This is a genomic window from Bradyrhizobium sp. 141, from assembly GCF_023074055.1.
GTDB lineage: Bacteria > Pseudomonadota > Alphaproteobacteria > Rhizobiales > Xanthobacteraceae > Bradyrhizobium.
The window spans coordinates 53,369-77,176 of sequence record NZ_JADPKR010000085.1; the positions used below are offsets into that span (position 1 = coordinate 53,369).

23 protein-coding genes are annotated in these 23,808 nt (G+C 63.8%); 19 read left to right on the plus strand and 4 right to left on the minus strand.

Annotated features, from left to right (window positions below; translation table 11 throughout):
* The first annotated feature begins 114 nt into the window (after positions 1-114).
* Genes dapA through IVA81_RS26260 form a run of 4 tightly spaced genes read left to right on the plus strand, consistent with a single transcriptional unit; the run spans position 115 to position 2,596 of the window.
* Positions 115-1,005 carry a 4-hydroxy-tetrahydrodipicolinate synthase gene (gene dapA, locus IVA81_RS26245; RefSeq protein WP_247323319.1) on the plus strand — a complete coding sequence of 297 codons (891 nt, stop codon included), beginning with the start codon at positions 115-117 and terminating at the stop codon, positions 1,003-1,005.
* Between the two features lie 57 nt (positions 1,006-1,062).
* Entirely contained in the window at positions 1,063-1,476 is a 414-nt protein-coding gene (gene mscL / locus IVA81_RS26250; protein WP_247323320.1) for a large conductance mechanosensitive channel protein MscL, read from the plus strand.
* Between the two features lie 57 nt (positions 1,477-1,533).
* Complete coding sequence (smpB, locus tag IVA81_RS26255) at positions 1,534-2,007, plus strand: SsrA-binding protein SmpB (RefSeq protein WP_061847806.1); 474 nt, start codon at positions 1,534-1,536, stop codon at positions 2,005-2,007.
* 4 nt (positions 2,008-2,011) lie between these two features.
* Positions 2,012-2,596 carry a peroxiredoxin gene (locus IVA81_RS26260; protein WP_247323329.1) on the plus strand — a complete coding sequence of 195 codons (585 nt, stop codon included), beginning with the start codon at positions 2,012-2,014 and terminating at the stop codon, positions 2,594-2,596.
* Here the strand turns inward: IVA81_RS26260 and IVA81_RS26265 are convergent.
* Positions 2,593-3,270 (minus strand): uracil-DNA glycosylase, encoded by a 678-nt coding sequence (locus IVA81_RS26265; RefSeq protein WP_247323331.1) that lies wholly within the window; start codon positions 3,268-3,270, stop codon positions 2,593-2,595. The genes IVA81_RS26260 and IVA81_RS26265 overlap by 4 nt on opposite strands.
* Positions 3,251-3,895, minus strand: coding sequence for an NYN domain-containing protein (locus tag IVA81_RS26270; protein WP_063194883.1), 645 nt, complete (start codon positions 3,893-3,895; stop codon positions 3,251-3,253). Before IVA81_RS26270 ends, IVA81_RS26265 begins: the two co-directional genes overlap by 20 nt.
* 328 nt (positions 3,896-4,223) lie before the next feature.
* On the opposite strand from IVA81_RS26270, the gene rpoZ reads away from it, so the two are divergent.
* From rpoZ to IVA81_RS26345, 15 genes are all read left to right on the plus strand, one after another.
* The gene (gene rpoZ, locus IVA81_RS26275) at positions 4,224-4,616 is read left to right on the plus strand and encodes a DNA-directed RNA polymerase subunit omega (protein WP_007603391.1); all 393 of its coding nucleotides are present in this window, start codon (positions 4,224-4,226) and stop codon (positions 4,614-4,616) included.
* A gap of 205 nt (positions 4,617-4,821) precedes the next feature.
* Positions 4,822-7,107 carry a bifunctional (p)ppGpp synthetase/guanosine-3',5'-bis(diphosphate) 3'-pyrophosphohydrolase gene (locus IVA81_RS26280; RefSeq protein WP_247323333.1) on the plus strand — a complete coding sequence of 762 codons (2,286 nt, stop codon included), beginning with the start codon at positions 4,822-4,824 and terminating at the stop codon, positions 7,105-7,107.
* Between the two features lie 45 nt (positions 7,108-7,152).
* The gene (locus IVA81_RS26285; protein ID WP_247323343.1) at positions 7,153-7,905 is read left to right on the plus strand and encodes a pyridoxine 5'-phosphate synthase; all 753 of its coding nucleotides are present in this window, start codon (positions 7,153-7,155) and stop codon (positions 7,903-7,905) included.
* Entirely contained in the window at positions 7,902-8,321 is a 420-nt protein-coding gene (gene acpS / locus IVA81_RS26290; protein WP_247323345.1) for a holo-ACP synthase, read from the plus strand. Before IVA81_RS26285 ends, acpS begins: the two co-directional genes overlap by 4 nt.
* 248 nt (positions 8,322-8,569) lie before the next feature.
* Positions 8,570-9,334 (plus strand): signal peptidase I, encoded by a 765-nt coding sequence (lepB, locus tag IVA81_RS26295; protein ID WP_247323347.1) that lies wholly within the window; start codon positions 8,570-8,572, stop codon positions 9,332-9,334.
* The gene (gene rnc, locus IVA81_RS26300; RefSeq protein WP_247323358.1) at positions 9,331-10,227 is read left to right on the plus strand and encodes a ribonuclease III; all 897 of its coding nucleotides are present in this window, start codon (positions 9,331-9,333) and stop codon (positions 10,225-10,227) included. Before lepB ends, rnc begins: the two co-directional genes overlap by 4 nt.
* The gene (gene era, locus IVA81_RS26305) at positions 10,217-11,143 is read left to right on the plus strand and encodes a GTPase Era (protein ID WP_247323360.1); all 927 of its coding nucleotides are present in this window, start codon (positions 10,217-10,219) and stop codon (positions 11,141-11,143) included. Before rnc ends, era begins: the two co-directional genes overlap by 11 nt.
* A 21-nt stretch (positions 11,144-11,164) precedes the next feature.
* The gene (locus IVA81_RS26310) at positions 11,165-11,545 is read left to right on the plus strand and encodes a hypothetical protein (RefSeq protein WP_247323363.1); all 381 of its coding nucleotides are present in this window, start codon (positions 11,165-11,167) and stop codon (positions 11,543-11,545) included.
* Between the two features lie 141 nt (positions 11,546-11,686).
* Complete coding sequence (recO, locus tag IVA81_RS26315; RefSeq protein WP_247323364.1) at positions 11,687-12,439, plus strand: DNA repair protein RecO; 753 nt, start codon at positions 11,687-11,689, stop codon at positions 12,437-12,439.
* A 100-nt stretch (positions 12,440-12,539) separates the two neighbouring features.
* Positions 12,540-12,815, plus strand: a complete 276-nt coding sequence (locus tag IVA81_RS26320) for a hypothetical protein (protein WP_247323366.1) — start codon at positions 12,540-12,542, stop codon at positions 12,813-12,815.
* A 61-nt stretch (positions 12,816-12,876) separates the two neighbouring features.
* A complete protein-coding gene (gene parC / locus IVA81_RS26325) occupies positions 12,877-15,135 on the plus strand; it encodes a DNA topoisomerase IV subunit A (RefSeq protein WP_247323368.1) in 2,259 nt (752 codons plus the stop codon).
* 368 nt (positions 15,136-15,503) lie between these two features.
* Positions 15,504-17,048, plus strand: a complete 1,545-nt coding sequence (locus IVA81_RS26330) for a GMC family oxidoreductase N-terminal domain-containing protein (RefSeq protein WP_247323370.1) — start codon at positions 15,504-15,506, stop codon at positions 17,046-17,048.
* A gap of 996 nt (positions 17,049-18,044) precedes the next feature.
* Complete coding sequence (locus IVA81_RS26335; RefSeq protein ID WP_247323372.1) at positions 18,045-19,010, plus strand: cytochrome C-binding protein; 966 nt, start codon at positions 18,045-18,047, stop codon at positions 19,008-19,010.
* Positions 19,011-19,095: 85 nt separating this feature from the next.
* Positions 19,096-20,079, plus strand: a complete 984-nt coding sequence (locus tag IVA81_RS26340) for an ABC transporter substrate-binding protein (RefSeq protein ID WP_247323374.1) — start codon at positions 19,096-19,098, stop codon at positions 20,077-20,079.
* A gap of 236 nt (positions 20,080-20,315) precedes the next feature.
* Positions 20,316-21,305, plus strand: a complete 990-nt coding sequence (locus IVA81_RS26345; RefSeq protein ID WP_247323375.1) for an ABC transporter substrate-binding protein — start codon at positions 20,316-20,318, stop codon at positions 21,303-21,305.
* A gap of 118 nt (positions 21,306-21,423) precedes the next feature.
* Here the strand turns inward: IVA81_RS26345 and chrA are convergent, their stop codons facing one another.
* Together chrA and IVA81_RS26355 are read right to left on the minus strand one after the other, a co-directional pair.
* Positions 21,424-22,809, minus strand: a complete 1,386-nt coding sequence (chrA, locus tag IVA81_RS26350) for a chromate efflux transporter (RefSeq protein WP_247323377.1) — start codon at positions 22,807-22,809, stop codon at positions 21,424-21,426.
* The gene (locus IVA81_RS26355; protein WP_247323379.1) at positions 22,809-23,627 is read right to left on the minus strand and encodes a chromate resistance protein ChrB domain-containing protein; all 819 of its coding nucleotides are present in this window, start codon (positions 23,625-23,627) and stop codon (positions 22,809-22,811) included. The genes chrA and IVA81_RS26355 overlap by 1 nt, the downstream gene beginning before the upstream one ends.
* Between the last annotated feature and the right edge of the window lie 181 nt (positions 23,628-23,808).

Consider the following 23,808-nt stretch of genomic DNA (forward strand, 5'->3'; position numbering starts at 1 on the left):
GCGGCAAAATCGCGGCCTAAACGGTGCGTCACACGGAAGCGGGCCTTTTACCGGCGGGATAGACCCGATATGAATGGCGCTTGCTCGAGAGATAGGCGCGTACGGAGGAAGTCCATGGCAGCCAAGACGAAATTCCGGGGGTCGTTCACCGCCTTGGTCACGCCGTTCAAGAACGGCTCGCTGGACGAGGCGGCGTTCCGCTCGCTGGTCAACTGGCAGATTTCAGAGGGCACCAACGGTCTGGTCCCGGTTGGCACCACCGGCGAGAGCCCGACCCTCAGCCATGACGAGCACAAGAAGGTGGTCGAATGGTGCATCGCCGAAGCCAAGGGCCGCGTGCCTGTCGTCGCGGGGGCCGGCTCCAACTCGACCAAGGAGGCGATCGAGCTCTCGCAGCACGCCGAGAAGGCGGGCGCGGACGCCGTGCTGGTCGTGACGCCTTACTACAACAAGCCGACCCAGGAAGGCATGTACCAGCACTTCAAGGCGATCAACGACGCGATCGGGATTCCGATCATCATCTACAACATCCCGCCGCGCTCGGTGATCGACATGTCGGTCGACACCATGAAGCGGCTGTGGGAGCTGAAGAACATCGCCGGTGTCAAGGACGCCACCGCCAGCATGGTGCGCGTGTCGCAGCAGCGCGCGGCGATGGGCGAGGAGTTCAACCAGCTCTCCGGCGAGGATGCCACCATCCTCGGCTACATGGCCCATGGCGGCCACGGCTGCATCTCGGTGACCTCGAACGTCGCGCCGCGCCTGTGCTCGGAGTTCCACACCGCCTGGCAGAAGGGCGACACCAAGGCGGCGCTCGCGATCCACGACAAGCTGATGCCGCTGCACAACAACCTGTTCATCGAGAGCAATCCGGCGCCGATCAAGTATGCGATGTCGCTGCTCGGCAAGCTGGACGAGACCCTGCGGCTGCCGATGGTGCCGGTCTCCGAGCCGACGCGTGTGGCTGTGCGCGCCGCCATGGTTCATGCGGGCCTGCTGAACTGAGGCGTTAGCCTTTCCGGGGGACCTTTCATGGGCGAGATCGACCAAAGGGGTAGGCGGATGCTCACGGAGTTCCGCGAGTTCGCCATGAAGGGAAATGTCGTCGATCTCGCGGTCGGCGTCATCATCGGCGCGGCTTTCGGCGCCATCGTCAATTCGCTGGTCGGCGACGTCATCATGCCGATCATCGGCGCCGTCACTGGCGGGCTAGACTTCTCGAACTACTTCACCCCCTTGTCGAAGGCGGTCACCGCCACCAACTTAGCCGATGCGAAAAAGCAAGGCGCCGTACTTGCTTGGGGCAGCTTCCTCACGCTGACGCTCAACTTCATGATTGTCGCCTTCGTGTTGTTCCTGGTGATCCGCGCCATCAACACCTTGAAGCGCAAGGAGGAGGCCTCGCCCGCCGCTCCGCCGAAGCCGTCGGCCGAGGTCGAGCTGCTGACTGAAATCCGCGATCTCCTCAAGAAGTGACGCGCGTGCTTCATCCGAACTGTTAGCTTACCCGCGCATCGATCAGGTTTGCCTGTCATGGCCGATAAAAACGAACGTCCAATCAAGGTCATGGCGGAAAATCGCAAGGCCCGCTTCAACTATGCGATCGAGGACACGATCGAGGCGGGCATTGCGCTGACCGGCACCGAGGTCAAGTCGATCCGCAACGGCAAGAGCACGATTGCGGAATCCTACGCCGATTCCAAGAACGGCGAGATCTGGCTGATCAACGCCACCATTCCCGAATATCTCCAGGGCAACCGTTTCAATCACGAGCCCAAGCGGCCGCGAAAGCTGCTGCTGCATCGTCGGCAGATCAACAAGCTGATGGGCGCGGTGGACCGCGAGGGCATGACGCTGATCCCGCTCAAGCTCTATTTCAACGAGCGTGGGCGGGCCAAATTACAGCTGGCGGTGGCAAAGGGCAAAAAGCTGCACGACAAGCGCGAGACCGAGAAGAAGCGCGATTGGAGTCGGGAGAAGGGACGCCTGATGCGGGCGAGGGGCTGACGGGATGACTCAGCGGAACCTGCTCGAGGTCGATTGGACCCGGATTCCAGCGCCCGAGGATGATGGCGGCGCCGCGCATCTCAAGGGCATGACGTTGCCGCCGATCGGCCTGCTCGCAACCGACGACAGGTCAGTCACGCTGTCGGCGCTGCGCGGCCGCACCGTGGTTTTCGCTTATCCGCGCACAGGCGAGCCCGGCAAGATCGCGCTGGTCGACGATTGGGACATGATCCCGGGTGCGCGCGGTTGCACGCCGCAGACTTGTGCGTTTCGCGATCTGTTCGCCGAGCTGAAGGCCGCCGGTGCCACCCACGTATTCGGCCTCTCGACACAAAGCAACGAATACCAGACCGAGATGGCCTCACGGCTGCATCTGCCGTTCCCGGTGCTGTCGGACGAGAAGTTGGCGCTGACGCGCGCGCTGAAGCTGCCGACGATGGAGGTCGCGGGCCTGACGCTGATCAAGCGCCTCGCGCTTGTTATCGACGATGCCAGGATCACGCACGTGCTCTATCCCGTGTTTCCGCCTGACCGGAACGCCGGCGACGTCCTGGACTGGCTGAAGGCCAATCCAGCAAAGGCCGATTAATCGAGATCCGCCTTCACCTTCGCGAACACCGACCGGAACATGTCCGCCGTCAGCACACCCGTGTTCGTGTTGTAGCGCGAGCAGTGATAGCTGTCGTAGAGCTTGAACGCGCCGGCCTGATGCACAGCGCCATGGCCGAAGGGGGCCTGAGAGGCCTTCAGCTTCAGCGGCTTGAGCACGCTGTCGTGCGCAATTCGCCCGAGCGCGATGATCGCGCGCAGCTTCGGCATCGTCTCGAGATTCGCGACCAGAAACTGCCGGCAGGTGTTGATCTCGACCGGCAACGGCTTGTTCTGCGGCGGAACGCAATGCACTGCGTTGGCGATCCGGCAGTCGATCAACTTCAGGCCGTCATCGGGACGCGCCTGATAGGCGCCCTTGGCAAACCCGTATTCGAGCAGCGTGGCGTAGAGCAGGTCGCCGGCATAGTCGCCGGTGAACGGCCGTCCCGTGCGGTTGGCGCCCTGCATCCCCGGCGCGAGGCCGACGATCAAAAGGCGCGCCTTGATGTGGCCGAAGGGCGCTACCGGCGCATTGTGCCAGAACGGCTCGCGCGCCCGGTTCGCCTCGCGAAAGGCGACCAGACGCGGACAGAGCGGACAATCGCGGTCGGGAACGACGGTGGAGGGCTGGCGGCTTGTTGACCGAGCCGCCTCACTCCTCGAAGTCGTCATCGCCCCTCGGCGCCATCGTGGTTGCGCGCTGGAGGAATTGGGGGGCGTGGTGACGTTCGCCACGCTCACCGCGGTCACGCGGGGCGGGGCGTTCGGACGGATCGCGGCCGAGCTTGGATTGCAGCTCGACGAGGTCGGTGAAAACGTCGGCCTGGCGGCGCAGCTCGTCGGCGATCATCGGCGGCTGGCTGGCGATGGTGGAGATCACGGTGACCCGCACGCCGCGGCGCTGCACGGCCTCGACAAGGGAGCGGAAGTCGCCGTCACCGGAGAACAGCACCATCTGGTCGATGTGCTCGGCGAGCTCCATGGCGTCCACGGCGAGCTCGATGTCCATGTTGCCCTTGACCTTGCGGCGGCCGGAGGCGTCGATGAACTCCTTGGTCGCCTTGGTGACGACGGTGTAGCCGTTGTAGTCCAGCCAGTCGATCAACGGGCGGATCGAGGAGTATTCCTGATCCTCGATGATCGCGGTGTAGTAGAACGCCCGAAGCAGCGTTCCGCGGCTCTGAAACTCCTTCAGCAGGCGCTTGTAGTCGATGTCGAAGCCCAGAGTTTTCGCTGTCGCGTAGAGATTGGCTCCGTCGATGAAGAGCGCGATCTTGTCGGTAGAGGAAGGGGACATTCAGTTTGCTCGCGTAGTGTGTCGTGATTGATCGTTTATTGTTGGCGCGCGGCGGCAAGCCACGCACTTCAGAGTGCTGCCGAAACCCGTCGAAACCGCAAATCCGGAGAAGTCGGGGCAATCAAGGTATAGTTATGGCGGACTTTCATATCCCCGGCGCCGCCCTCGATGGCAGCCCGGGAAACCACCCATCCCAGCCCCAATGTGGGGGTAGCAGAGCCGTTTGGCGAGGCCAAATCACAAATTGGCCTTGCGAAACCGTCCCGGCCCCTATAACTAGCCCCAATCATCCACATATTTCGTCCCACCCACAACGGAGCGACAGTCTATGGCTCGCGTCACCGTAGAAGATTGTATCGACAAGGTCGACAACCGGTTTGACTTGGTCCTGCTGGCCGCCCACCGTGCCCGCATGATTTCGTCCGGTTCACAACTAACGGTTGACCGCGATAACGACAAGAACCCTGTTGTGTCTTTGCGCGAAATTGCCGAGACGACCATTTCGCCTGAGGACCTCCGCGAGGAGCTGGTGCACTCGCTCCAGAAGTTCGTCGAGGTCGACGAGCCCGAGCCGGATACGGTGCCGCTGATCGGTTCCGCAGGTGCAAGCGTCGATGCGGACGATACTGAAGTCGCCGTCGAGCGCATGACCGAAGAGGAGCTCCTGAAGGGTCTTGAAGGCCTCGCGCCGCCCGAGGAGCAGCCCGAGGAAGACGAGTAAATCGTCGGTCGCGATTGTCGACTTCTTGTGATTTTATCGAAGGCCCGAACCGTTGTTCGGGCCTTTGCTTTTGTTGGCGTTTTCGTGGTTACCATAGCGTTGTCGCTGGCGATGCGTCCTGTCACCGAATTGATCGGACACAAGCGCGATCGGAGCTAAGATGTATGCAGCGGGCTGCTTAGGGCCCGTTTGAAGGCAGGACGGCATGGTATTTCGGCGCCGCAGATCCACGCAGATGCAGGCCGCAACCGAATCGGTTGCCGTGGCCCCGACTGCGCCGGTCGCCCGCCCGACCAAGCCCCGCGCGCGCATGATGCGTCAATATGACCTCGTCGAGCGCGTCCGGTCCTACAATCCCAACACCAACGAAGACCTGCTGAACCGCGCCTATGTCTATGCCATGAAGGCCCATGGCTCGCAGACCCGCGCCTCGGGCGATCCGTATTTCTCGCACCCGCTCGAAGTGGCAGCGATTCTCACCGACCTGAAGCTCGATGACGCCACCATCGTGGCCGCGCTGCTCCACGACACGATCGAGGATACCGAAGCGACACGGGCCGAGATCGACCAGATCTTCGGGCCGGAGATCGGCGCCCTGGTCGAGGGCCTGACCAAGCTGAAGCGGCTCGAGCTGGTGTCACGGGAGGCCAAGCAGGCCGAAAATCTGCGCAAATTGTTGCTGGCCATTGCCGACGATGTTCGCGTGCTCTTGGTCAAGCTCGCCGACCGTCTGCACAACATGCGCACGCTGGACTTCGTGCCGACGGAATCGCGCAGGCGCATCGCCGAGGAGACGCTCGACATCTATGCGCCGCTGGCGGGGCGCATGGGCATGCAGGAAATGCGCGAGGAGCTGGAGGATTTGTCCTTCCGCACCCTCGATCCCGAAGCCTATTCGGTGGTGATGCAGCGCCTCGACGCGCTCGCCGAACGCAACCGCAATCTGATCGGCGAGATCGAGGACCAGCTCTCCAACAATCTGCGCCACAGGGGCTTAGGGGCGCGGGTCTATGGCCGCCGCAAGAAGCCGTTCTCGATCTGGACCAAGATGGAGCGCAAGTCGGTCGGCTTCGAGCAATTGTCCGACATCTTCGGCTTCCGCCTTGTCGTCAACGACATCGAGGCCTGCTATCGCGCGCTCGGCATCGTCCACACCACCTGGCCGGTCGTGCCGGGGCGCTTCAAAGACTACATTTCGACGCCGAAGCAGAACGACTACCGCTCGATCCACACCACGGTGATCGGCCCCGGCAACCAGCGCGTCGAGCTGCAGATCCGCACCGAGGCGATGGACCAGATCGCCGAGCGCGGCATCGCCGCGCACGTCTTCTACAAGGAGGGCGTCGGCTCGCCGACCGAATTCCTCAAGCGCGAGTCCAACGCGTTCGCCTGGCTGCGCCACACCATCGGCATCCTCTCGGAGAGTGCCAACCCGGAGGAATTTCTCGAGCACACCAAGCTCGAGCTGTTCCACGACCAGGTGTTCTGCTTCACCCCGAAGGGCAAGCTGATTGCGCTGCCGCGCCACGCCAACGTGATCGACTTCGCCTATGCCGTGCATACCGACGTCGGCAACAGCGCGGTGGGCTGCAAGATCAACGGCCAGTTCGCGCCGCTGTCCTCGGAGCTCCAGAACGGCGACGAGGTCGAGGTGCTGACGTCGGAAGCGCAATCGGCGCCGCCCTCGGCCTGGGAAACGCTCGCGGTCACCGGCAAGGCGCGCGCCGCGATCCGCCGCGCCACGCGCACTGCCGTGCGCGATCAATATGCCGGTCTCGGCCGGCGCATCGTCGAGCGCCTGTTCGAGCGCGCCAAGATCGAATATGCCGACGACAAGCTCAAGGGCGCGCTGCCGCGGCTCGCACGCACCTCGATCGAAGACGTGATGGCGGCTGTGGGGCGCGGCGAGATCAAGGCTTCCCACGTCGCGCGTGCGATGTACCCGGACTACAAGGAGGAGCGCATCGCGCGCTACGGCGTCAAGAAGGGGCTTGCCGCCAAGCTCAAGGATAAGTCGTCGGAGTCGCCGCGCAGCCCGGTCGCCATTCCGATCCGCGGCATCAATTCCGACCTGCCGGTGAAGTTCGCCCCGAACGGCGGCGCCGTGCCGGGGGATCGCATCGTCGGCATCGTCACGCCGGGCGAGGGCATCACGATCTATCCGATCCAGGCGCCGGCCCTGAAGGATTTCGAGGAGGAGCCGGAGCGCTGGCTCGACGTCCGCTGGGACATCGAGGACTCCGCGCCGCAGCGATTCCCGGCCCGCATCAAGGTCGAGAACGTCAACGAGCCCGGAGCGCTGGCGCAGATCGCGACCGTGATCGCCGAGCACGACGGCAACATCGACAACATCAGCATGCAGCGCCGCTCACCGGATTTCACGGAGACGACGATCGATCTCGAAGTCTACGATCTGAAGCATCTGAGTGCGATCCTGGCCCAGCTGCGCGCCAAGGCGGTCGTCGCCAAAGTCGAACGTGTTAATGGATAGGCGCATCTCGCATGCGCCGGTCCCTCTGATTTCGCGAGTTCTGAAATGCCCGCTTCTCCGCTTCGCCTCGGCGTCAATATCGATCACGTCGCAACCGTGCGTAACGCGCGCGGCGGCCGTCATCCCGATCCGGTGCGTGCGGCGCTGCTGGCGATCGAGGCCGGCGCCGACGGCATCACCGCCCATTTGCGCGAGGATCGCCGCCACATCCGCGACCAGGACATGGCGCGGCTGAAGGCCGAGATCTCAAAGCCGCTCAATTTCGAGATGGCGGCGACCGACGACATGATGCGCATCTCGCTTGCCACCAAGCCGCACGCGGTGTGCCTGGTGCCGGAACGCCGCCAGGAGGTGACCACCGAAGGCGGGCTCGACGTGGTCGGCCAGCACAACGCGCTCGCACCCTACATTGCGCGGCTGAACGATGCCGGTATTCGGGTCTCGCTGTTCATCGCCGCCGATCCCGCCCAGATCGAGATGGCGGCGCGGCTGCGCGCGCCCGTGATCGAGATCCATACCGGCGCCTGGTGCGACGCCGTGGTCGACGGCCACACGGAGAAAGCCGAGGCCGAATGGCAGCGGATCGTAGCGGGGGTGAAGTTGGCCAAGGCCGCCGGACTAGAGGTTCATGCCGGGCACGGGCTCGACTATGCGACGGCGGAGACGATCGCGGCCCTGCCTGACATCATGGAGCTCAACATCGGCTACTACATGATCGGTGAAGCGCTGTTCGTCGGTCTTGCCGAGACGGTTCGCAGCATGCGCGCGGCGATGGACCGCGGCCGGAGCCGGGCGTGATCATCGGCATCGGCTCCGACCTCATCGACATCACCCGCGTCGCCAAGGTGATCGAGCGCCATCGCGAGCGCTTCCTCGACCGCATCTTCACCCCGGCCGAGCGGGCCAAGGCGGAGCGGCGCGCCAAGAACGAGAAAATGGTGGTGGCGACCTACGCCAAGCGCTTCGCCGCCAAGGAAGCCTGCTCCAAGGCGCTCGGCACCGGGATCCGGCGCGGCGTGTGGTGGCGCGACATGGGGGTGGTCAATCTGCCGGGCGGGCGGCCGACCATGCAACTGACCGGCGGCGCCCTGGCCCGGCTTCAGGCCCTGACGCCGGAAGGGTTCGAGGCGCAGATCGACCTGTCGATCACGGACGACTGGCCACTGGCGCAGGCGTTCGTCATCATTTCCGCCGTGCCGCTGCCCAAACCCTGACTGGGTGTCGGGATTTTATGATTTGTGTTATAAATCAATATCTTATGAAGTTTTAATGCGATCCTTGATTGCGTGGCCTCCGACAACCGTCTAAAAGTCCGCGGACGCAAATCAGCTTGGGCGAATTCGGCTTTACGCCGGAATTGGCCCTCACTATCAGAATCAGGACAATCTCCTTGCGCCGCGAACCGGTGGGCCGTTCGCGGGAGGAGGGCGCTCTGTGATCGCCGGCCGGAATTGAGAGAGCAATGAGCGTGACTTCGGGAACGAAAACTGAAAGCGGCGTCGGCGAAACGATCCGGGTCGTGATCCACGCTCTCCTGATCGCGCTGGTGATCCGCACCTTCCTGTTCCAGCCGTTCAACATCCCGTCCGGCTCCATGAAGGCGACGCTGCTTGTCGGCGACTATCTGTTCGTCTCGAAATATTCCTACGGCTATAGCCACTATTCGATTCCGTTCTCGCCGCCGCTGTTCTCCGGACGGATCTGGGGCTCGGACCCGAGCCGCGGCGACATCGTCGTGTTTCGCCTGCCGAAGGACGATTCCACCGACTACATCAAGCGCGTGATCGGCCTTCCCGGCGACCGCATCCAGATGCGCGACGGGCTGCTCTACATCAACGACGCGCCGGTCGAGCGGCAGCGGATGAGCGAATATGTCGGCGAGGAGCCCTGCGGCTCGGAAGGTGGCGGCATCTCCCGGGTGAAGCGCTGGAAGGAAACGCTGCCGAACGGCGTGTCCTATGAGACGCTCGACTGCGCCGACAATGGCTATGTAGACAACACCAACGTCTACACCGTGCCATCAGGCCATTTCTTCATGATGGGCGACAACCGCGACAATTCCACCGATAGCCGCTTTCTCGGCCAGGTCGGCTATGTGCCGCAGGAGAATCTGATCGGCCGCGCCCAGATGATCTTCTTCTCCATCGCCGAAGGCGAGCATGCCTGGATGTTCTGGCGCTGGCCGTGGGCGGTGCGCTGGAATCGCTTCTTCAAAATCGTCCGATGAAAGACGAAGCCAAGGACATCGCGATCCAACCGACCGAGGGCCAAGCGGGCCCCGACGGCGAAGCTGCGACCAAGAGCCTTGCGCCCAAGAATCCTGAAACCAAGAATCCTGAAACCAAGAATCCTGAAACCAAGACCCCTGAAACCAAGGCGCCCGCGAAGAAGAAGCGGACGCGGAGCAGCAAGGCCAAGGGCACCGATGCCAACGCGGCACTCGAGGCGCGCATCGGCTACAGCTTCACTGACCCGAACCTCCTGATGCAGGGGATCACGCATGTCTCGGCGCTGAAGTCCGGGCGCAAGCGCGGCGACAGCTATCAGCGGCTGGAATTTCTCGGCGACCACGTGCTCGGGCTCGTCGTCTCCGACATGCTCTATCACGCCTTCCCGAACGCCGATGAGGGCGAGCTGTCCAAGCGCCTTGCCGAGCTCGTGCGCAAGGAAAGCTGCGCCGACGTCGCCAAGTCGCTCGGTCTGCTCGACGACGTCAAGCTGGGCTCGGTCGGCCCCAGCGCCGACGCGCGCTTGCGCAAGTCGGTGCTCGGCGACATCTGTGAGGCCGTGATCGGCGCTGTCTTCCTCGACGGCGGCTACGCGGCGGCGTCCGATTTCGTCAAACGCAACTGGACCGAGCGCATGCACAAGCCGCGCCGTCCCCTGCGCGATCCCAAGACCGTGTTGCAGGAATGGGCGCAGGGCAAGGGGCTGCCGACGCCGGTTTACCGCGAGGTCGAGCGCACCGGCCCGCACCACGATCCGCAATTCCGCGTCGCGGTGGATCTGCCCGGCCTCGCGCCGGCGGAAGGCATCGGCGGCAGCAAGCGCGCAGCAGAGAAGGTGGCAGCTTCGGTGATGATCGAACGTGAAGGCGTCGGCGGCAGCAATGACGGCTGAAGCAAGCGGCGAGACGCCCACTGCGACGCGCTGCGGCTTCGTTGCGCTCATCGGCGCGCCGAACGTCGGCAAGTCCACGCTGGTCAATGCGCTGGTCGGGGCCAAGGTCACGATCGTCTCGCGCAAGGTGCAGACCACGCGCGCGCTGATCCGCGGCATCGTGATCGAGAACAATGCGCAAATCATCCTGGTCGACACGCCCGGCATCTTCCTGCCCAAGCGGAGGCTCGACCGCGCCATGGTTTCGACCGCCTGGAGCGGGGCGCATGACGCCGATCTCGTCTGCGTGCTGCTCGATGCCAAAACCGGCATCGACGAGGAAGCCGAGGCGATCCTCACCAAGGCGGCCAGCGTCAATCACGAGAAAATCCTTGTCATCAACAAGGTCGATCTGGTCCAGCGCGAGAAATTGCTGGCACTGGCGCAGGCCGCCAATGAGCGCATGAAGTTCGCGCGGACCTTCATGATTGCGGCGATCTCGGGCGATGGCGTCGACGACATCCGCACGACGCTTTCAGAGATGGTGCCGGCGGGTCCCTACCTCTATCCCGAAGACCAGATGTCGGACGCGCCGATGCGGCAGCTCGCGGCCGAGATCACGCGCGAAAAAATCTATCAGAAGCTGCACCAGGAATTACCCTACCAGTCCACGGTCGAAACCGACAAATGGGAGGAGCGCAAGGACAAGTCGGTGCGGATCGAGCAGACGATCTTCGTCGAGCGCGAAAGCCAGCGCAAGATCGTGCTCGGCAAGGGCGGCGCCACCATCAAGTCGATCGGCGCGGACTCGCGCAAGGAGCTGATGCAGATCCTGGACGTGCCGGTGCATCTGTTCCTGTTCGTCAAGGTGCGCGAAAACTGGGGCGACGATCCGGATCGCTACCGCGAGATGGGCCTGGACTTTCCCAGGGAATAACCAAGAAAAGATCGGTATCCGATGAGCGTGCCCAGCAACGTCCGGCGCTTCGAAGCGCTGCTCTATGCATCGTTGATGCTGGACGCCTTGTCCGTTGCGGTGCAGGACCGCACGCCCAATGCCGAGATGACCGAGCAGATGATCATGACGGGGACCTTGCTCGCCGGCGGCATGATCCTGCTCTTGGTCTACTTCGTCCGGTTAGCTGCGCATTGGCGCAAGAACTGGCCGCGCTTTGTGCTCGCGGCAGCCCTCGTGCTGTCGGTGATCTCGCTCGGCCAGATCATCGGGGAGAAGGGGATGGAGCTCGACAGCGCCATCGAGATCGTTTCCTGCGCGCTGACGACATTGGGCCTGTATTTCTCCTTCACCGGCGACGCGCAAGGCTGGTTCAACGCCTGACGGCGTGCGCAAGGGCCGTAGGGTGGGCAAAGGCGCGCTCCGCGCGCCGTGCCCCCACCATGTTTGGTTGCGGGTCAAATTGGTGGGCACGCTTCGCTTTGCCCACCCTACGGCCGACCGAAATGCGATAGACTTCCTCCCATGGAATGGACCGACGAGGGCATCGTGCTGGGCGTGCGGCGGCATGGCGAGAGCAGTGCCATCGTCGAACTGCTGACGCGCGCACACGGCCGGCATCTCGGCCTCGTGCGCGGCGGCGCCGGCTCGCGGATGCGGCCGCTGCTCCAGCCGGGGAACAGCGTCAGTGTGGTGTGGCGGGCACGGCTCGACGAGCATCTCGGCACTTATGCGATCGAGGGACTGAAGCTGCGCGCGGCCAATTTGCTCGGATCATCCCATGGCGTCTACGGCGTCACTCATCTGGCCTCGATTGCACGGCTGCTCCCGGAGCGCGATCCGCACGAGGAGATCTTCGCGCTGCTCGAGCATTCGCTCGACGATTTCGACGATATCGGCGGCGCCGCCGTCCACGTCATCCATTTCGAGCTGGCGATGCTCGCCGAGCTCGGCTTCGGGCTGGCGCTGGACAATTGTGCGGTGACCGGCGAGACCACCGACCTGATCTACGTCTCGCCGAAATCCGGCGGCGCGGTGTCGCGCGGCGCGGGTGAGCCGTGGCGGGACCGCCTGTTGCGCCTGCCGCCGTTTCTGCGCCAGGGCGAAACCGCGAGCGACCTCACCGAGCAGGACCTCCAGGACGGCTTTCGGCTCACGGGCCTGTTCCTGCTGCGCCATGTGCTGGAGCCGCGGGGGCAGGGCCATTCCGACGCGCGCGCCGGCTTCATCAATGCCCTGATACGGCAGCAGGCGAGGGCGGCGATCCCGGCGCCATGAGCGAAGCGGGACTCTGCGTTGTCCCTCGACATGGAGTTCCGCGGAACGAAATCCGGGGTGATGGAATTGGCGCTGAGGTTCCACAACGGGGACAGCCTAAATGTTGATCAGGGGATTCGCCTTGTCCGCGGCGCTGCTCGCGTTTGCGCCTGATGCAATGGCCGGCGAGCCGCAACCCGGCGTATTTCGCCGGGCATCCTGCACGGTCGTCCGGTACTATGTGGCCAAATATTCCGCTGCGGCCGCAGAGACATGGGCGCGGTCCAAGGGGGCGACGGAGGCTGAAATCGAAGCCGCCCGGCGTTGTCTGACCAATGGGCCGGCGCCGGCTCAGGCCAAAACCGAGACCGTGACAGCCGGGTGGGCAGGCCATTAGGCCGCCCACAGGGAACCAATCCATCCTTGCCCGATTCGCTTCCACGGTTTAACCGGGCGGCATGGGAAAACGATTGATTCCGCCGCAAGAGCCGGCCGAAATTCACGAGGTGCCGCTGCGTGAAGCGCTGGAAGAGCGCTATCTCGCCTATGCGCTCTCCACCATCATGCACCGCGCGCTGCCCGACGCGCGCGACGGCCTGAAGCCGGTTCACCGCCGCATCCTCTACGGCATGCGCCTGCTCAGGCTCGATCCCGGCACGGCCTTCAAGAAATCCGCCAAAATCGTCGGCGACGTGATGGGCTCGTTCCATCCGCACGGCGACCAGGCGATCTACGACGCCATGGTCCGCCTCGCGCAGGATTTCTCCTCGCGCTATCCGCTGGTCGACGGCCAGGGCAATTTCGGCAATATCGACGGCGATAACCCCGCCGCCTACCGCTACACCGAAGCGCGCATGACGGACGTCGCGCGGCTTCTGCTCGAGGGCATCGACGAGGACGGCGTCGAGTTCCGCGCCAATTACGACGGCCAGTCGAAGGAGCCGGTCGTGCTGCCCGGCGGCTTCCCGAACCTGCTCGCCAACGGCGCGCAGGGAATCGCCGTCGGCATGGCGACCTCGATCCCGCCGCACAACGCGGCCGAGCTCTGCGACGCCGCGCTGCATCTGATCGAGAAGCCCGACGCGAAATCCAAGGCATTGCTGAAGTGGGTCAAGGGCCCGGACTTCCCGACCGGCGGCATCTGCGTCGATTCCAAGCAGGCGATCGCTGAAGCCTACACCACCGGCCGGGGCTCGTTCCGCGTTCGCGCCAGGTGGGAGCAGGAGGAGGGCGCGCGAGGCTCTTGGGTCGTCGTCGTCACCGAGATTCCCTTTCTGGTGCAGAAGTCGCGCCTGATCGAGAAGGTCGCCGAGCTGCTCGACCAGAAGAAGCTGCCGCTGGTCGGCGACATCAGGGACGAGTCGGCCGAAGACGTCCGCATCGTGATTGAGCCGAAGTCGAAGAACGTCGATCCGGCGCTCATGATGGAAGCGCTGTTCCGGCTCACCGAGCTCGAAAACAAGATTCCGCTGAACCTCAACGTTCTGATCAAGGGGCGCGTCCCCAAGGTGGTGGGGCTGGCCGAGGGCCTGCGCGAGTGGCTCGACCATCTGCGCGACGTCCTGATTCGCCGCAGCAACCATCGCAAGGCCGAGATCGAGCGCCGGCTGGAAATCCTTGGCGGCTTGCTGATTGCGTATCTGAACATCGACGAGGTGATCAGGATCATCCGCAACGAGGACGAGCCGAAACCGGCTCTGATGAAGGCGTTCAAGCTCACCGAGGTGCAGGCCGAAGCCATCCTCAACATGCGGCTGCGCAGCTTGCGCAAGCTCGAGGAGATGGAGATCCGCACCGAGGACAAGGATCTGCGCAAGGAGCTGAAAGGCATCGAGGGACTGTTGGCGTCCGAACCCGAGCAGTGGAAGAAGGTCGGCGAGCAGGTCGGCAAGGTCCGCGACATGTTCGGGCCGAAGACGCCGCTCGGCAAGCGCCGCACCACCTTCGCCGACGCCCCCGAGCACGATCTGGCCGCGATCGAGGAAGCCTTCGTCGAACGCGAGCCGGTGACCGTCGTCGTCTCCGACAAGGGCTGGATCCGCACCATGAAGGGCCACGTCGAGGACCTCTCTGGGCTCGCCTTCAAGCAGGACGACAAGCTCGGCTTTGCCTTCTTCGCGGAGACCACCTCGAAGCTGCTGCTGTTCGCCACCAACGGCAAGTTCTACTCGATCGATGTCGCGAAGCTTCCGGGCGGGCGCGGACACGGCGAACCGATCCGCCAGTTCATCGATCTCGAGCCGGAGGCCGCGCCGGTCACGCTGTTCGTCAACAAGGGCGGACGCAAATTCCTGGTCGCGAGCCACGAGGGCCAGGGCTTTGTCGTCAACGAGGACGATTGCGTCGGCACCACCAAGAAGGGCAAGCAGGTTCTCAACGTCGACATGCCGAACGAGGCGCGCACCGTCACCGAAGTGCAGGGCGACACCGTCGCGGTGATCGGCGAGAATCGCAAGATGCTGGTCTTCCCGCTCGACCAGGTGCCGGAAATGGCACGCGGCCGCGGCGTGCGCCTGCAGAAGTACAAGGACGGCGGCCTCTCCGACGTCGTCGTGTTCGAGGCCAAGGCAGGCCTCACCTGGAAGGATTCTGCCGGTCGCGAGTTCTCTGCGACCATGAAGGAGCTCGCGGAGTGGCGAGGCACCCGCGCCGACGCCGGCCGCCTGCCGCCGAAGGGTTTCCCGAAGTCGAACAAGTTCGGCAAGGTGATCGGGTAGGCGTTTCGTGTCCCGGACGCGCTGCAGCGTGCAACGCTGCTGCGCAGAGCCGAGACCCACGCCACACGGATTGCTCGGAGACATGGGCCCCGGCTCTGCAGCGCACCGTCGCCGGACGATGCTTCGCATCGCCGGGGTGACGCTGCGCTGCGTCCGGGGCACGAGTGTGTTGCGCGCCGCTTTCTCCACACGTCATTGCGAGCGCAGCGAAGCAATCCAAGATCTTTCCGCGGCGGCAGTCTGGATTGCTTCGCTGCGCTCGCAATGACGAGCTGCGACAGCGCCGCTCTCCAATTCATATTCCGCCGCTCTGCGCGCTCTGATACCGTCCGACATGCCGGTCTTCCCGAACGTTGAGAAATAGCGCGATGTACGATGTCATTGTTGTCGGCGGCGGCTCCGCCGGCGCTGCGGTTGCGGCGCGGCTGTCTGAGGATCCCGCACGGCGCGTCCTGCTGCTCGAGGCGGGCCTGGACTGGCGTGCCGACGAGGCGCCGTGGGAAGTGCGGACGCCGAATCCGATCCCGATCATCCACAAGCGCGAGTACCAGGAGAAATGGCAGTGGCCTGATCTCTTGTCGCGCCGCGTGGCCGGGCAGGAGCCACGCTTCTACTGGCGCGGCAAGGGGCTCGGCGGCTCCTCGATGATGAACGGCCAGATCGCCATCCGCGGCGTTGCTGACGCCTTCGACGAATGGGCCGCCAATGGCTGCACCGGCTGGTCGGCCAGGGAGGTGATGCCGTTATTCTCCGTGATCGAGGACGATCTGGAGTTCGGCGACACCGAGGGCCATGGACGCGGCGGGCCGTTGCCGGTCTACCGGGCGCCGCCGGAAAAATGGGGGCCGATCGATCGCGGCTTGCGCGATGCCGCGCTGGCGAGCGGCTATCCCCGGTGTGCCGATCTCAACGGCCGCGACGGCGAGGGCGTTGCCTGCTATCCCATCAACAGCCGCGACTTGCGCCGCATCAGCACCAACGAGGGTTATCTGGAGCCCGCGCGCGGCCGCGCCAATCTCGAAATTCGCGGCCACGCGCTGGTCGATCGCGTGCTGATCAGCGACGGAAAGGCGACCGAAGTCCGCGTCCATATCGAGGGGCAGGGCACCCACGAGATCAGCGCGCGGCAGATCGTGCTGTGCGCCGGCGCCATCCACAGTCCGGCGATCCTGCTGCGCTCGGGCATCGGGCCGGCCGACGAATTGAAGGCGATGGGAATTGCGGTCGCGCAGGACCTGCCGGTGGGCAAGCATTACTTTGACCATCCGCTGTTTCGCGCCACGATCCAACTCCACGAAAATCTGCGGCCAACCGATCAGGATACCCGCCACACCAATTGCTGCGTGACCTATTCCTCGGGCCTCGCCGACGGCGGCACGCGCGACATGATCCTGATCGCCTTCAATCACCGCGGCATCGGTAACTCCGGGGCGATCGGCGCCGGCCTGTTCAATGCGTATTCGCGTGGAACGCTGAAGCTGGCCTCGACCGACCCCGCGATCGATCCCGTCGTCGAGGAGAACATGCTGGCCGATCCCCGCGACATGCTGCGCATGATGGACGCGGTGAAACGGCTTGCCGTGATCACGTCACAGCCGGCGCTGTCAGGCATTGCCGACTGGATCCGGCTCGCCGACACCGACCTGACGCTGCCGCAGGCGGCAGCGCTGCCCGATCGCGAGCTTGACGCAGTGCTGCGCCGTGAGACCGGCGACATCCAGCATGCCGCCGGCAGCTGCCGCATGAGCGGCGCTGGCGATGCCGATGGCGTGGTCAATCCCGATGGCGGGGTGAAGGGGATCTCGGGCCTGCGCGTCGCCGACGCCTCGATCATGCCGTCGGACTGCCGCGCCAACACGCATTTCACCACGGTGGTGATCGGGGAAGCGATCGCGCGGATGATGATGCGGTAGTTTCTACCCGGGTCAAACTCCACTTATCCCGTCATCCTGAGGAGCGAGTGATGGGGCGCGTTAGCGCGCCATCGGGAGCCTCGAAGGATGAACGGCCGAGATGCTTCGATACCCTAGCAGCGAGAGCCGGGCCGTCGCCCTTCGAGGCTCGCCGAAGAGGCTCGCACCTCAGGGTGACGGTTCTAGTGCGCGTCTGCTGCTCCTCCATCGTCATTGTAAATGGCGAGGCCGTCGCGCTCCAGTTCGCGTTTCAAATAGCAGACGAGAGTTCGCCTTCTCGCGGCGTTTTGCTCCACGGGCCGCCCTCGAAAAAGGCGAGGGCGCAGGGAAGGCCGGGCGCCGGCTGGCACCCGCGATCCGTGCGCGATAGAAATGCACACGGGGTGGACCACAGGTGTGCCGGTCGCCCGGCCTTCCCTGCGCGAATGGTTTTAACGGTGTCCTTCGTGCTCTCCTCGGGGAGCGTTGCACTATTGCCCCCGTCGCCTTGCGGATATCGATGCGCGCGCCCGGTCGGGCCGCCACATCACCGCAAGACTTGACGCACAGACCCCGGGCGTCGGGACCACACGACTTCTGCGTCCGCGCACGTCGTCGCTGGGAATCCGGGGGGTGGCGTGTGCTCGCCCCCGAAGCCATGCGAAGACGCTGTCAGCGTCGTGTCGTTCGCGCGGAAAGGCGATTGCTCACGGTGTCCCGCCCTGCAATGCCCGTTGCGCCCGACGCCGTCGCGTCCATCGCTGCCCAGCCCGCGGTTCGTGACGATCGCGATCCGCCCCCCGTCTCGGGCCAGGGTGTTTCGGGTGTACGACAAATCCGAATTTCGGTAAAGGGGAATATTTTCAGCGACGGGGCTTGACAGGCGGCATGGTCAAACTGACCGACTGTGTTGCCCGACGGGCATGCGGCCCTGAATCGCCACGAAAGCCAATTGTTTCAGCACGGATTCGTGGTTAATCTACCTGTTCCGTCTGGGCAGATAAGCCGGAGACGAACATGGTGCGATTGGGAGCGGCCGCTCGGGCGGCAGGTGCACTGACCATAATTCTCGTAGGTACGGCGGGCGCGCACGCGCAGGTCACCGAGAAGCCACCGTTTTGGGCCTACACTTACAACCCGCCCGACTTCAAGCCGCCGCCGGATGACGGTCAACCTCGCCGCGTTCCCGACAGCACGGCGAGCTATACGGTCCCACAAACGCGCGATCGCTTCCTGGCGCCGGATTGGCACCCAGGTGACCATCCGACGATGCCGGCAGTCGTGACGAGCGGTCGCCAGCCTGACGTCTACGCCTGCGGCTTCTGCCATCGTGCCTCTGGCACGGGCGGTCCGGAGAACGCCGACATCGCTGGCCTGCCGGTTGCTTATTTTATTCAGCAGATGCACGACTACAGGAGCGGCAGGCGCTCCACGGCATTGCCCGACCGCGTTCCGCAAGCATGGATGATCTCGCTTGCGAAGGCGGCGAACGACGATGAGATTAAGGCGGCGGCAGAATATTTCGCGGCCATTAAGCCAAGGAAGTTGGTCGATGTGGTGGAGACTGAGACCGTGCCGAAGCCTACCGTCGCCGGCTGGTTCTTCGTCACCAAAGGCGATGAACGCGAGCCGATCGGCACGCGCATCGTCGAGACGCCGGCTGACGTCGGCCGCTTCGTCAACCGCGACGCGCGAGTTCGCTTTACCGCCTACGTGCCGACAGGCAGCGTGGCTGCCGGCCGCGGGCTGGCCGCAAGGCCCGAGATCGCTTGCGCCGCCTGCCACGGCGACAAGCTGACCGGCACGGACGTCGTGCCAGGCATCGCCGGGCGTTCGCCGACCTACATCTTCCGCCAGCTCTACGAATACCGGCACGGCTTCCGCGCTGGGCCGGAGAGCAAGCCGATGATCGACGTCGTCAAAGCGCTCAACGAGGCAGATTTTTTGACGCTCGCCGCCTATCTCGCCACGCTGGAGCGATGAAGTGGCGCCGACGCTCACCCCGCTGACTTCTCATTGATCTATCCTCGATAGGGAATGCCGTGCTCTCACGACCTTGAGGGTTCCAATGAAGCGGCGACATTTGATTGCGCTTTTCATGATCGCAACAATTATCTCGCCTTGTGCGGCATACGCGGAAAAGGGCACGCTTCCAACAATTGGCTATCTCGGCTTCGACACAGCCGACAAGAGCAAGGAATTGCTCGTCGCCTTTCGGGATGGTCTCCGCACCAACGGCTTTGTAGAAGGCCAGAACGTGGCGATCGAGTACCGCTTCGCTGATGGAAAGTATGATCGCTTTCCGGACTTGATTGCAGGTCTCATTCGGGATCGCGTTCAAGTAATCGTCGCCGCCACTGGTACAAACGGAGTTTTGGCGACAACGGCAGCGACTAAGACGATTCCGATCGTGTTTGCGATTGCCATGGACCCGGTACATCTTGGCGTTGTTTCCAGTTTGAACAGGCCGGGAGGCAATGCGACTGGCGTGAGCATGTACACTCCGCAACTCACCGCCAAGCGACTTGAGTTGTTGGCAGAGTTGACGCCGGCAGGCGGAACAATCGCCATGCTGGTAAATCCAACGAATCCAAATGCGAATGTAGTGGTTTCGGATGCCGAAGCTGCGGCCAAGTCGCTTGGCCGAGAAATTCACGTCCTGAAGGCGAGTACGGACGAGCAAATTGCTGTTGCCTTCGGCGAAGTCAGAAACCGGAAGCATGCCGCGCTTCTCGTTAGTCCAGATGCATTTTATATTGCACGTCGAGAGCAACTCGCAGCGTTGTGCGAGCAGTATCGGATCCCCGCGACTTATGAATGGTCTTTTTTCGTCAAATCCGGCGGCCTTATGAGTTATTCGCCTCGCATTACCGATGTTCAGCGTCAGCTTGCCGATTATACAGGAAAGATTCTAAACGGCGCTCGACCCGCCGACCTTCCGGTCGAACAGCCGACCAGATTCGAGCTGGCGATCAATCTCAACGCAGCAAAGAGCATCGGCCTTACTATCCCGCCTTATCTCCTCGCTCGCGCCGACGAAGTAATCGAATAGAGCAGCGTTTGCTGTGATGCATGATTCCGGAAGTGGCCCGCCGCTGACCCTAGCTTATGGTGCGGTGTCTGCTTCCTGACGATGACCCGAACAAGCCGTGCAAGCTGGTCAAGGCAGCCTTTGACCCAAAGCCGTCCTGCGCCACACGCGGTACTTGCGACGCAGCATCGCAGTCCGCGCGACCATCGAACGTGATACTTTGTCTCCCATCGTCCTCAAGCTGCGATGAGGATCCGATGAAGCGGCGGGAGTTCATAGCGGCTACTGCGGCACTGCTCGTTTCGCGAAGGCGCTCGAGGGCGCAGGGAGCTCGCCGTCAACTTGGCTTTCTTGCCATAGGTGATGGGAGCGGGCGGGCCCTAAACCAAGCCGAGCGTGTGTTCGTTGATACGCTGCGAAGTCTCGGCTGGGTGGAGGGGAAAAATCTGGTGATCGAGTATCGCTTTTCCCAACCCCCGGATCGACTGCCAGCTTCCGTCGCCGACCTGGTTGCACTCAATCCGGATGTCCTTGTTGCTCCGGGACCACAAGCAGCCATGGCCCTGAAATCGGCGACTGCCACCATTCCGATTGTATTCGTGGGGGTAGCCGATCCCGTGCAGCTTGGCCTCGTCCAAGGCCTGTCACGCCCCGGTGGCAACATAACGGGTCTTTCGACCATGGTACCAGATGATTTCCTCGCTAAACGTCTCGAAATCCTTCGGGAACTCGTACCCGGCGCCTCGAAGATCGCGCTCTTGGTCAATCCCGACAACCCAATGCAAAGGCACTACTTGGCGGAAGAGATACCCGGCCTGACTCGTAGGCTCGGTATACTCGGTATAGTTCTGCTGATAGTTGAGGCGACCACGGCCGAAGAACTCGACGCCGCCTTTGCCTCGGCCGCCGTTCAGCACGTCGATGCGATAATCGATTTTGGTGATCCTCTCACCTATGTCCAGGCTCCGCGAATCATCGCGCTGGCGGCGAAATATCATCTGCCGGCAATGTACTTGTTCCGACATTACGCCAATGGCGGATTGTCGGTATACGGAGCCGACGCGGGCGATCTGATGCGCCGTGCGGGCGGCTACGTGGACAAGATACTCAAAGGCACCAAGCCTTCCGAGTTGCCGGTAGAGAGGCCAACCAAATTCGAGTTGGTCATCAACATGAAGACCGCCAAAGCACTTGGTCTCACTGTGCCTACCTCGTTACTCATCCGCGCCGACGAGGTGATCGAATAGCGACGACAATTGCAGCGGTGCATGAGTCCGCTTCTGGCCCAAGCCGTCGTGATGCGCTGTCGGCTGCAACGTCTCCTCTCGATGCAATCCGGACGCGACGACCCGATGAGGATACGCCTTAGATCACCCCCGCCACTCGCAACGCCACTCCCGCCGCGCAGCTCCCCGCCAGCACCGTCAGCATCCCCAGCTTGAACCGGAAGATCGCCGTTGCCGCCGCGATCGACAGCAGCAGCGCGGGGATGTCGACGCTGGTCAGCACCGGCCTGTCGAAATCCAGCGGAAACGCGTGCACCGGCACCGTCTCGCGGAATAGCGTATGCAGCGCGAACCAGATCGAGAGGTTGAGGATCACGCCGACGACAGCCGCGGTGATTGCGCTCAGCGCGCCGGCGAGGCCCGTGTTGCCGCGCAGGCGCTCGATATAGGGGGCGCCGACGAAGATCCAGAGGAAGCAGGGCGTGAAGGTGACCCAGGTCGCGAGCAATCCGCCGAGGGTCGCCGCCAGCATCGGCGACAGGCCGCTGGGGTCGCGGTAGGCGGCCATGAAGCCGACGAACTGGAGCACCATGATCAGCGGGCCCGGCGTGGTCTCGGCCATGCCGAGGCCGTCGAGCATCTCGTGCGGCTTCAGCCAGTGATAATGCTCGACCGCCTGCTGGGCGACATAAGCCAGCACGGCATAGGCGCCGCCGAACGTGACCAGCGACATCTTCGAGAAGAACAGCGCGATCTGGCTGAACACGTTGGCCTGACCCAAGGCAGCGAGCAGCGCGATCACCGGCACCAGCCAGAGCGCCAGCCACAGCGCACCGACGCGGATCGCGCGCGCCGTATTGGGCCGCACGTGCTCGGGCACGGCTTCGCCGAGCATGCTGTCGATCACTGCATTGCTGTCGCCATGGCCGTGTCCGGCCGGCGCGAATTCGGGCCGGCCGCTCCGCGCGCCGGCATAGCCGATCAGGCCGGCGGCGATGATGATGATCGGGAAGGGGACGGCGAAGAAGAAGATCGCGACGAAGGCTGCGGCTGCGAGCGCGATCATGATGCGGTTCTTCAGCGCGCGCTTGCCGACGCGCACCACGGCCTCGACGACGATGGCGAGCACGGCGGCCTTCAGACCGAAGAACAGGGCCTCGACGAAGCTGACATTGCCGAAAGCCGCGTAGATGTAGCTGAGGCCCATGATGGCGATGATGCCGGGCAGGATGAACAATCCGCCCGCCATCAGTCCGCCGGCGGTGCGATGCATCAGCCAGCCGACATAGGTCGCGAGCTGCTGGGCCTCCGGTCCCGGCAGCAGCATGCAATAGTTCAGCGCATGCAGGAAGCGGCCTTCGGAGATCCATTTCTTCTCCTCGACCAGGATGCGGTGCATGACCGCGATCTGGCCCGCAGGCCCGCCGAAGCTCAAGGACGCAACGCGGAGCCAGACGCGAAAGGCTTCCCCGAAGCTGATGCCGTGACCGGCATCAGCTCCTGCTTGAACGTTACGGGTGTCCATTACGCCTTCACCTTGTTGGTCGGCCAGTTGTGCGTCTCGGTGTTGGCGTCGCGGCACCAGCGGTAGAAGGCATCGTAGAGCGTCATGCCGGCCTCGAGCTGTTCGAGGTCGTCGTCATACATCCGTGACAGCCCGAGCGAGGCTGCGAGCAGGCCGGGCGCCTCCGGCGCCAGATCCGGCCGCGCGGTGTCGGCGCCGCGCACCAGTGTTGCGAGCCTGAGCAGCGCCGGTGTCGCGATGCCGAATTCCTCGATCATCACGTCGAAGGTGCAGAGCTCGCCACGGTGGCTCCAGAACACGTTCTCGATGTCGAAGGGTGCCGCCTTGAAGCGTTCCCCGACGGCGACCACCTCCGACGGCGCCACATAGAGGAACACCGCATTGGGATCGACGAAGCGGCGGATCAGCCAAGGGCAGGCGATGCGGTCGACCTTGGGCCGCGCCCGCGTCACCCATACGGTGCGGCCCTTGGCATCGCGCGGCGGCAGCTTGCGGGCGTCGACCAGCGGCAGCTTGGCCGCCTTCCAGCCCTCGAAGCCGCCCTCCAGCGTTTCGGCCTGCACGCCGAGCTGGCGCAGCCAGGCCGCGGTGCCCTGCGCGAGCTTCTCGCCGCGGAAGCACGAGACCACGGCGCGGCGGCCGGCGAATGCGCCGCCCCAGTCCGTCACCTTGTCGTGGCTGAGCTTGATGGAGCCCGGGATCAGCCGCTGGTCGGCGGCAAAATCCTCCTCCGTCCGAACGTCGATCAGGGCAGGGCCGTTCGCCGTGCCGATCAGCCGTGCCAATTTGTCAGACGATATCGCTGTGAATGCAGACATGTTGCGTCCTCGCAAGAATTGAACGGGACGCGATGCTTGGGCCTGTCGCCTCGTGGGGAGATCGCTCAAATCCCCATGGGGCAGATTACAGCGAAACTAAGAAGCACTGTCAATCCGCAAGCACGATTGGACCTTCGAGAATTGGCGCCAGCCGGTCTATATTGCGTGACAAGCGACCTGA

What these genes read in the sequence shown, in the direction of transcription:
- IVA81_RS26270 (WP_063194883.1), bottom strand. Translation starts at nt 3,895, where the DNA reads ATGTCCCCTTCCTCTACCGACAAGATCGCGCTCTTCATCGACGGAGCC.
- era (WP_247323360.1), top strand. Translation starts at nt 10,217, where the DNA reads ATGACGGCTGAAGCAAGCGGCGAGACGCCCACTGCGACGCGCTGCGGC.
- rnc (WP_247323358.1), top strand. Translation starts at nt 9,331, where the DNA reads ATGAAAGACGAAGCCAAGGACATCGCGATCCAACCGACCGAGGGCCAA.
- lepB (WP_247323347.1), top strand. Translation starts at nt 8,570, where the DNA reads ATGAGCGTGACTTCGGGAACGAAAACTGAAAGCGGCGTCGGCGAAACG.
- mscL (WP_247323320.1), top strand. Translation starts at nt 1,063, where the DNA reads ATGCTCACGGAGTTCCGCGAGTTCGCCATGAAGGGAAATGTCGTCGAT.
- IVA81_RS26340 (WP_247323374.1), top strand. Translation starts at nt 19,096, where the DNA reads ATGAAGCGGCGACATTTGATTGCGCTTTTCATGATCGCAACAATTATC.
- IVA81_RS26345 (WP_247323375.1), top strand. Translation starts at nt 20,316, where the DNA reads ATGAAGCGGCGGGAGTTCATAGCGGCTACTGCGGCACTGCTCGTTTCG.
- parC (WP_247323368.1), top strand. Translation starts at nt 12,877, where the DNA reads ATGGGAAAACGATTGATTCCGCCGCAAGAGCCGGCCGAAATTCACGAG.
- IVA81_RS26285 (WP_247323343.1), top strand. Translation starts at nt 7,153, where the DNA reads ATGCCCGCTTCTCCGCTTCGCCTCGGCGTCAATATCGATCACGTCGCA.
- dapA (WP_247323319.1), top strand. Translation starts at nt 115, where the DNA reads ATGGCAGCCAAGACGAAATTCCGGGGGTCGTTCACCGCCTTGGTCACG.
- IVA81_RS26335 (WP_247323372.1), top strand. Translation starts at nt 18,045, where the DNA reads ATGGTGCGATTGGGAGCGGCCGCTCGGGCGGCAGGTGCACTGACCATA.
- IVA81_RS26330 (WP_247323370.1), top strand. Translation starts at nt 15,504, where the DNA reads ATGTACGATGTCATTGTTGTCGGCGGCGGCTCCGCCGGCGCTGCGGTT.
- recO (WP_247323364.1), top strand. Translation starts at nt 11,687, where the DNA reads ATGGAATGGACCGACGAGGGCATCGTGCTGGGCGTGCGGCGGCATGGC.
- IVA81_RS26265 (WP_247323331.1), bottom strand. Translation starts at nt 3,270, where the DNA reads ATGACGACTTCGAGGAGTGAGGCGGCTCGGTCAACAAGCCGCCAGCCC.
- chrA (WP_247323377.1), bottom strand. Translation starts at nt 22,809, where the DNA reads ATGGACACCCGTAACGTTCAAGCAGGAGCTGATGCCGGTCACGGCATC.
- rpoZ (WP_007603391.1), top strand. Translation starts at nt 4,224, where the DNA reads ATGGCTCGCGTCACCGTAGAAGATTGTATCGACAAGGTCGACAACCGG.
- IVA81_RS26260 (WP_247323329.1), top strand. Translation starts at nt 2,012, where the DNA reads ATGACTCAGCGGAACCTGCTCGAGGTCGATTGGACCCGGATTCCAGCG.
- IVA81_RS26355 (WP_247323379.1), bottom strand. Translation starts at nt 23,627, where the DNA reads ATGTCTGCATTCACAGCGATATCGTCTGACAAATTGGCACGGCTGATC.
- IVA81_RS26280 (WP_247323333.1), top strand. Translation starts at nt 4,822, where the DNA reads ATGGTATTTCGGCGCCGCAGATCCACGCAGATGCAGGCCGCAACCGAA.
- IVA81_RS26320 (WP_247323366.1), top strand. Translation starts at nt 12,540, where the DNA reads ATGTTGATCAGGGGATTCGCCTTGTCCGCGGCGCTGCTCGCGTTTGCG.
- IVA81_RS26310 (WP_247323363.1), top strand. Translation starts at nt 11,165, where the DNA reads ATGAGCGTGCCCAGCAACGTCCGGCGCTTCGAAGCGCTGCTCTATGCA.
- smpB (WP_061847806.1), top strand. Translation starts at nt 1,534, where the DNA reads ATGGCCGATAAAAACGAACGTCCAATCAAGGTCATGGCGGAAAATCGC.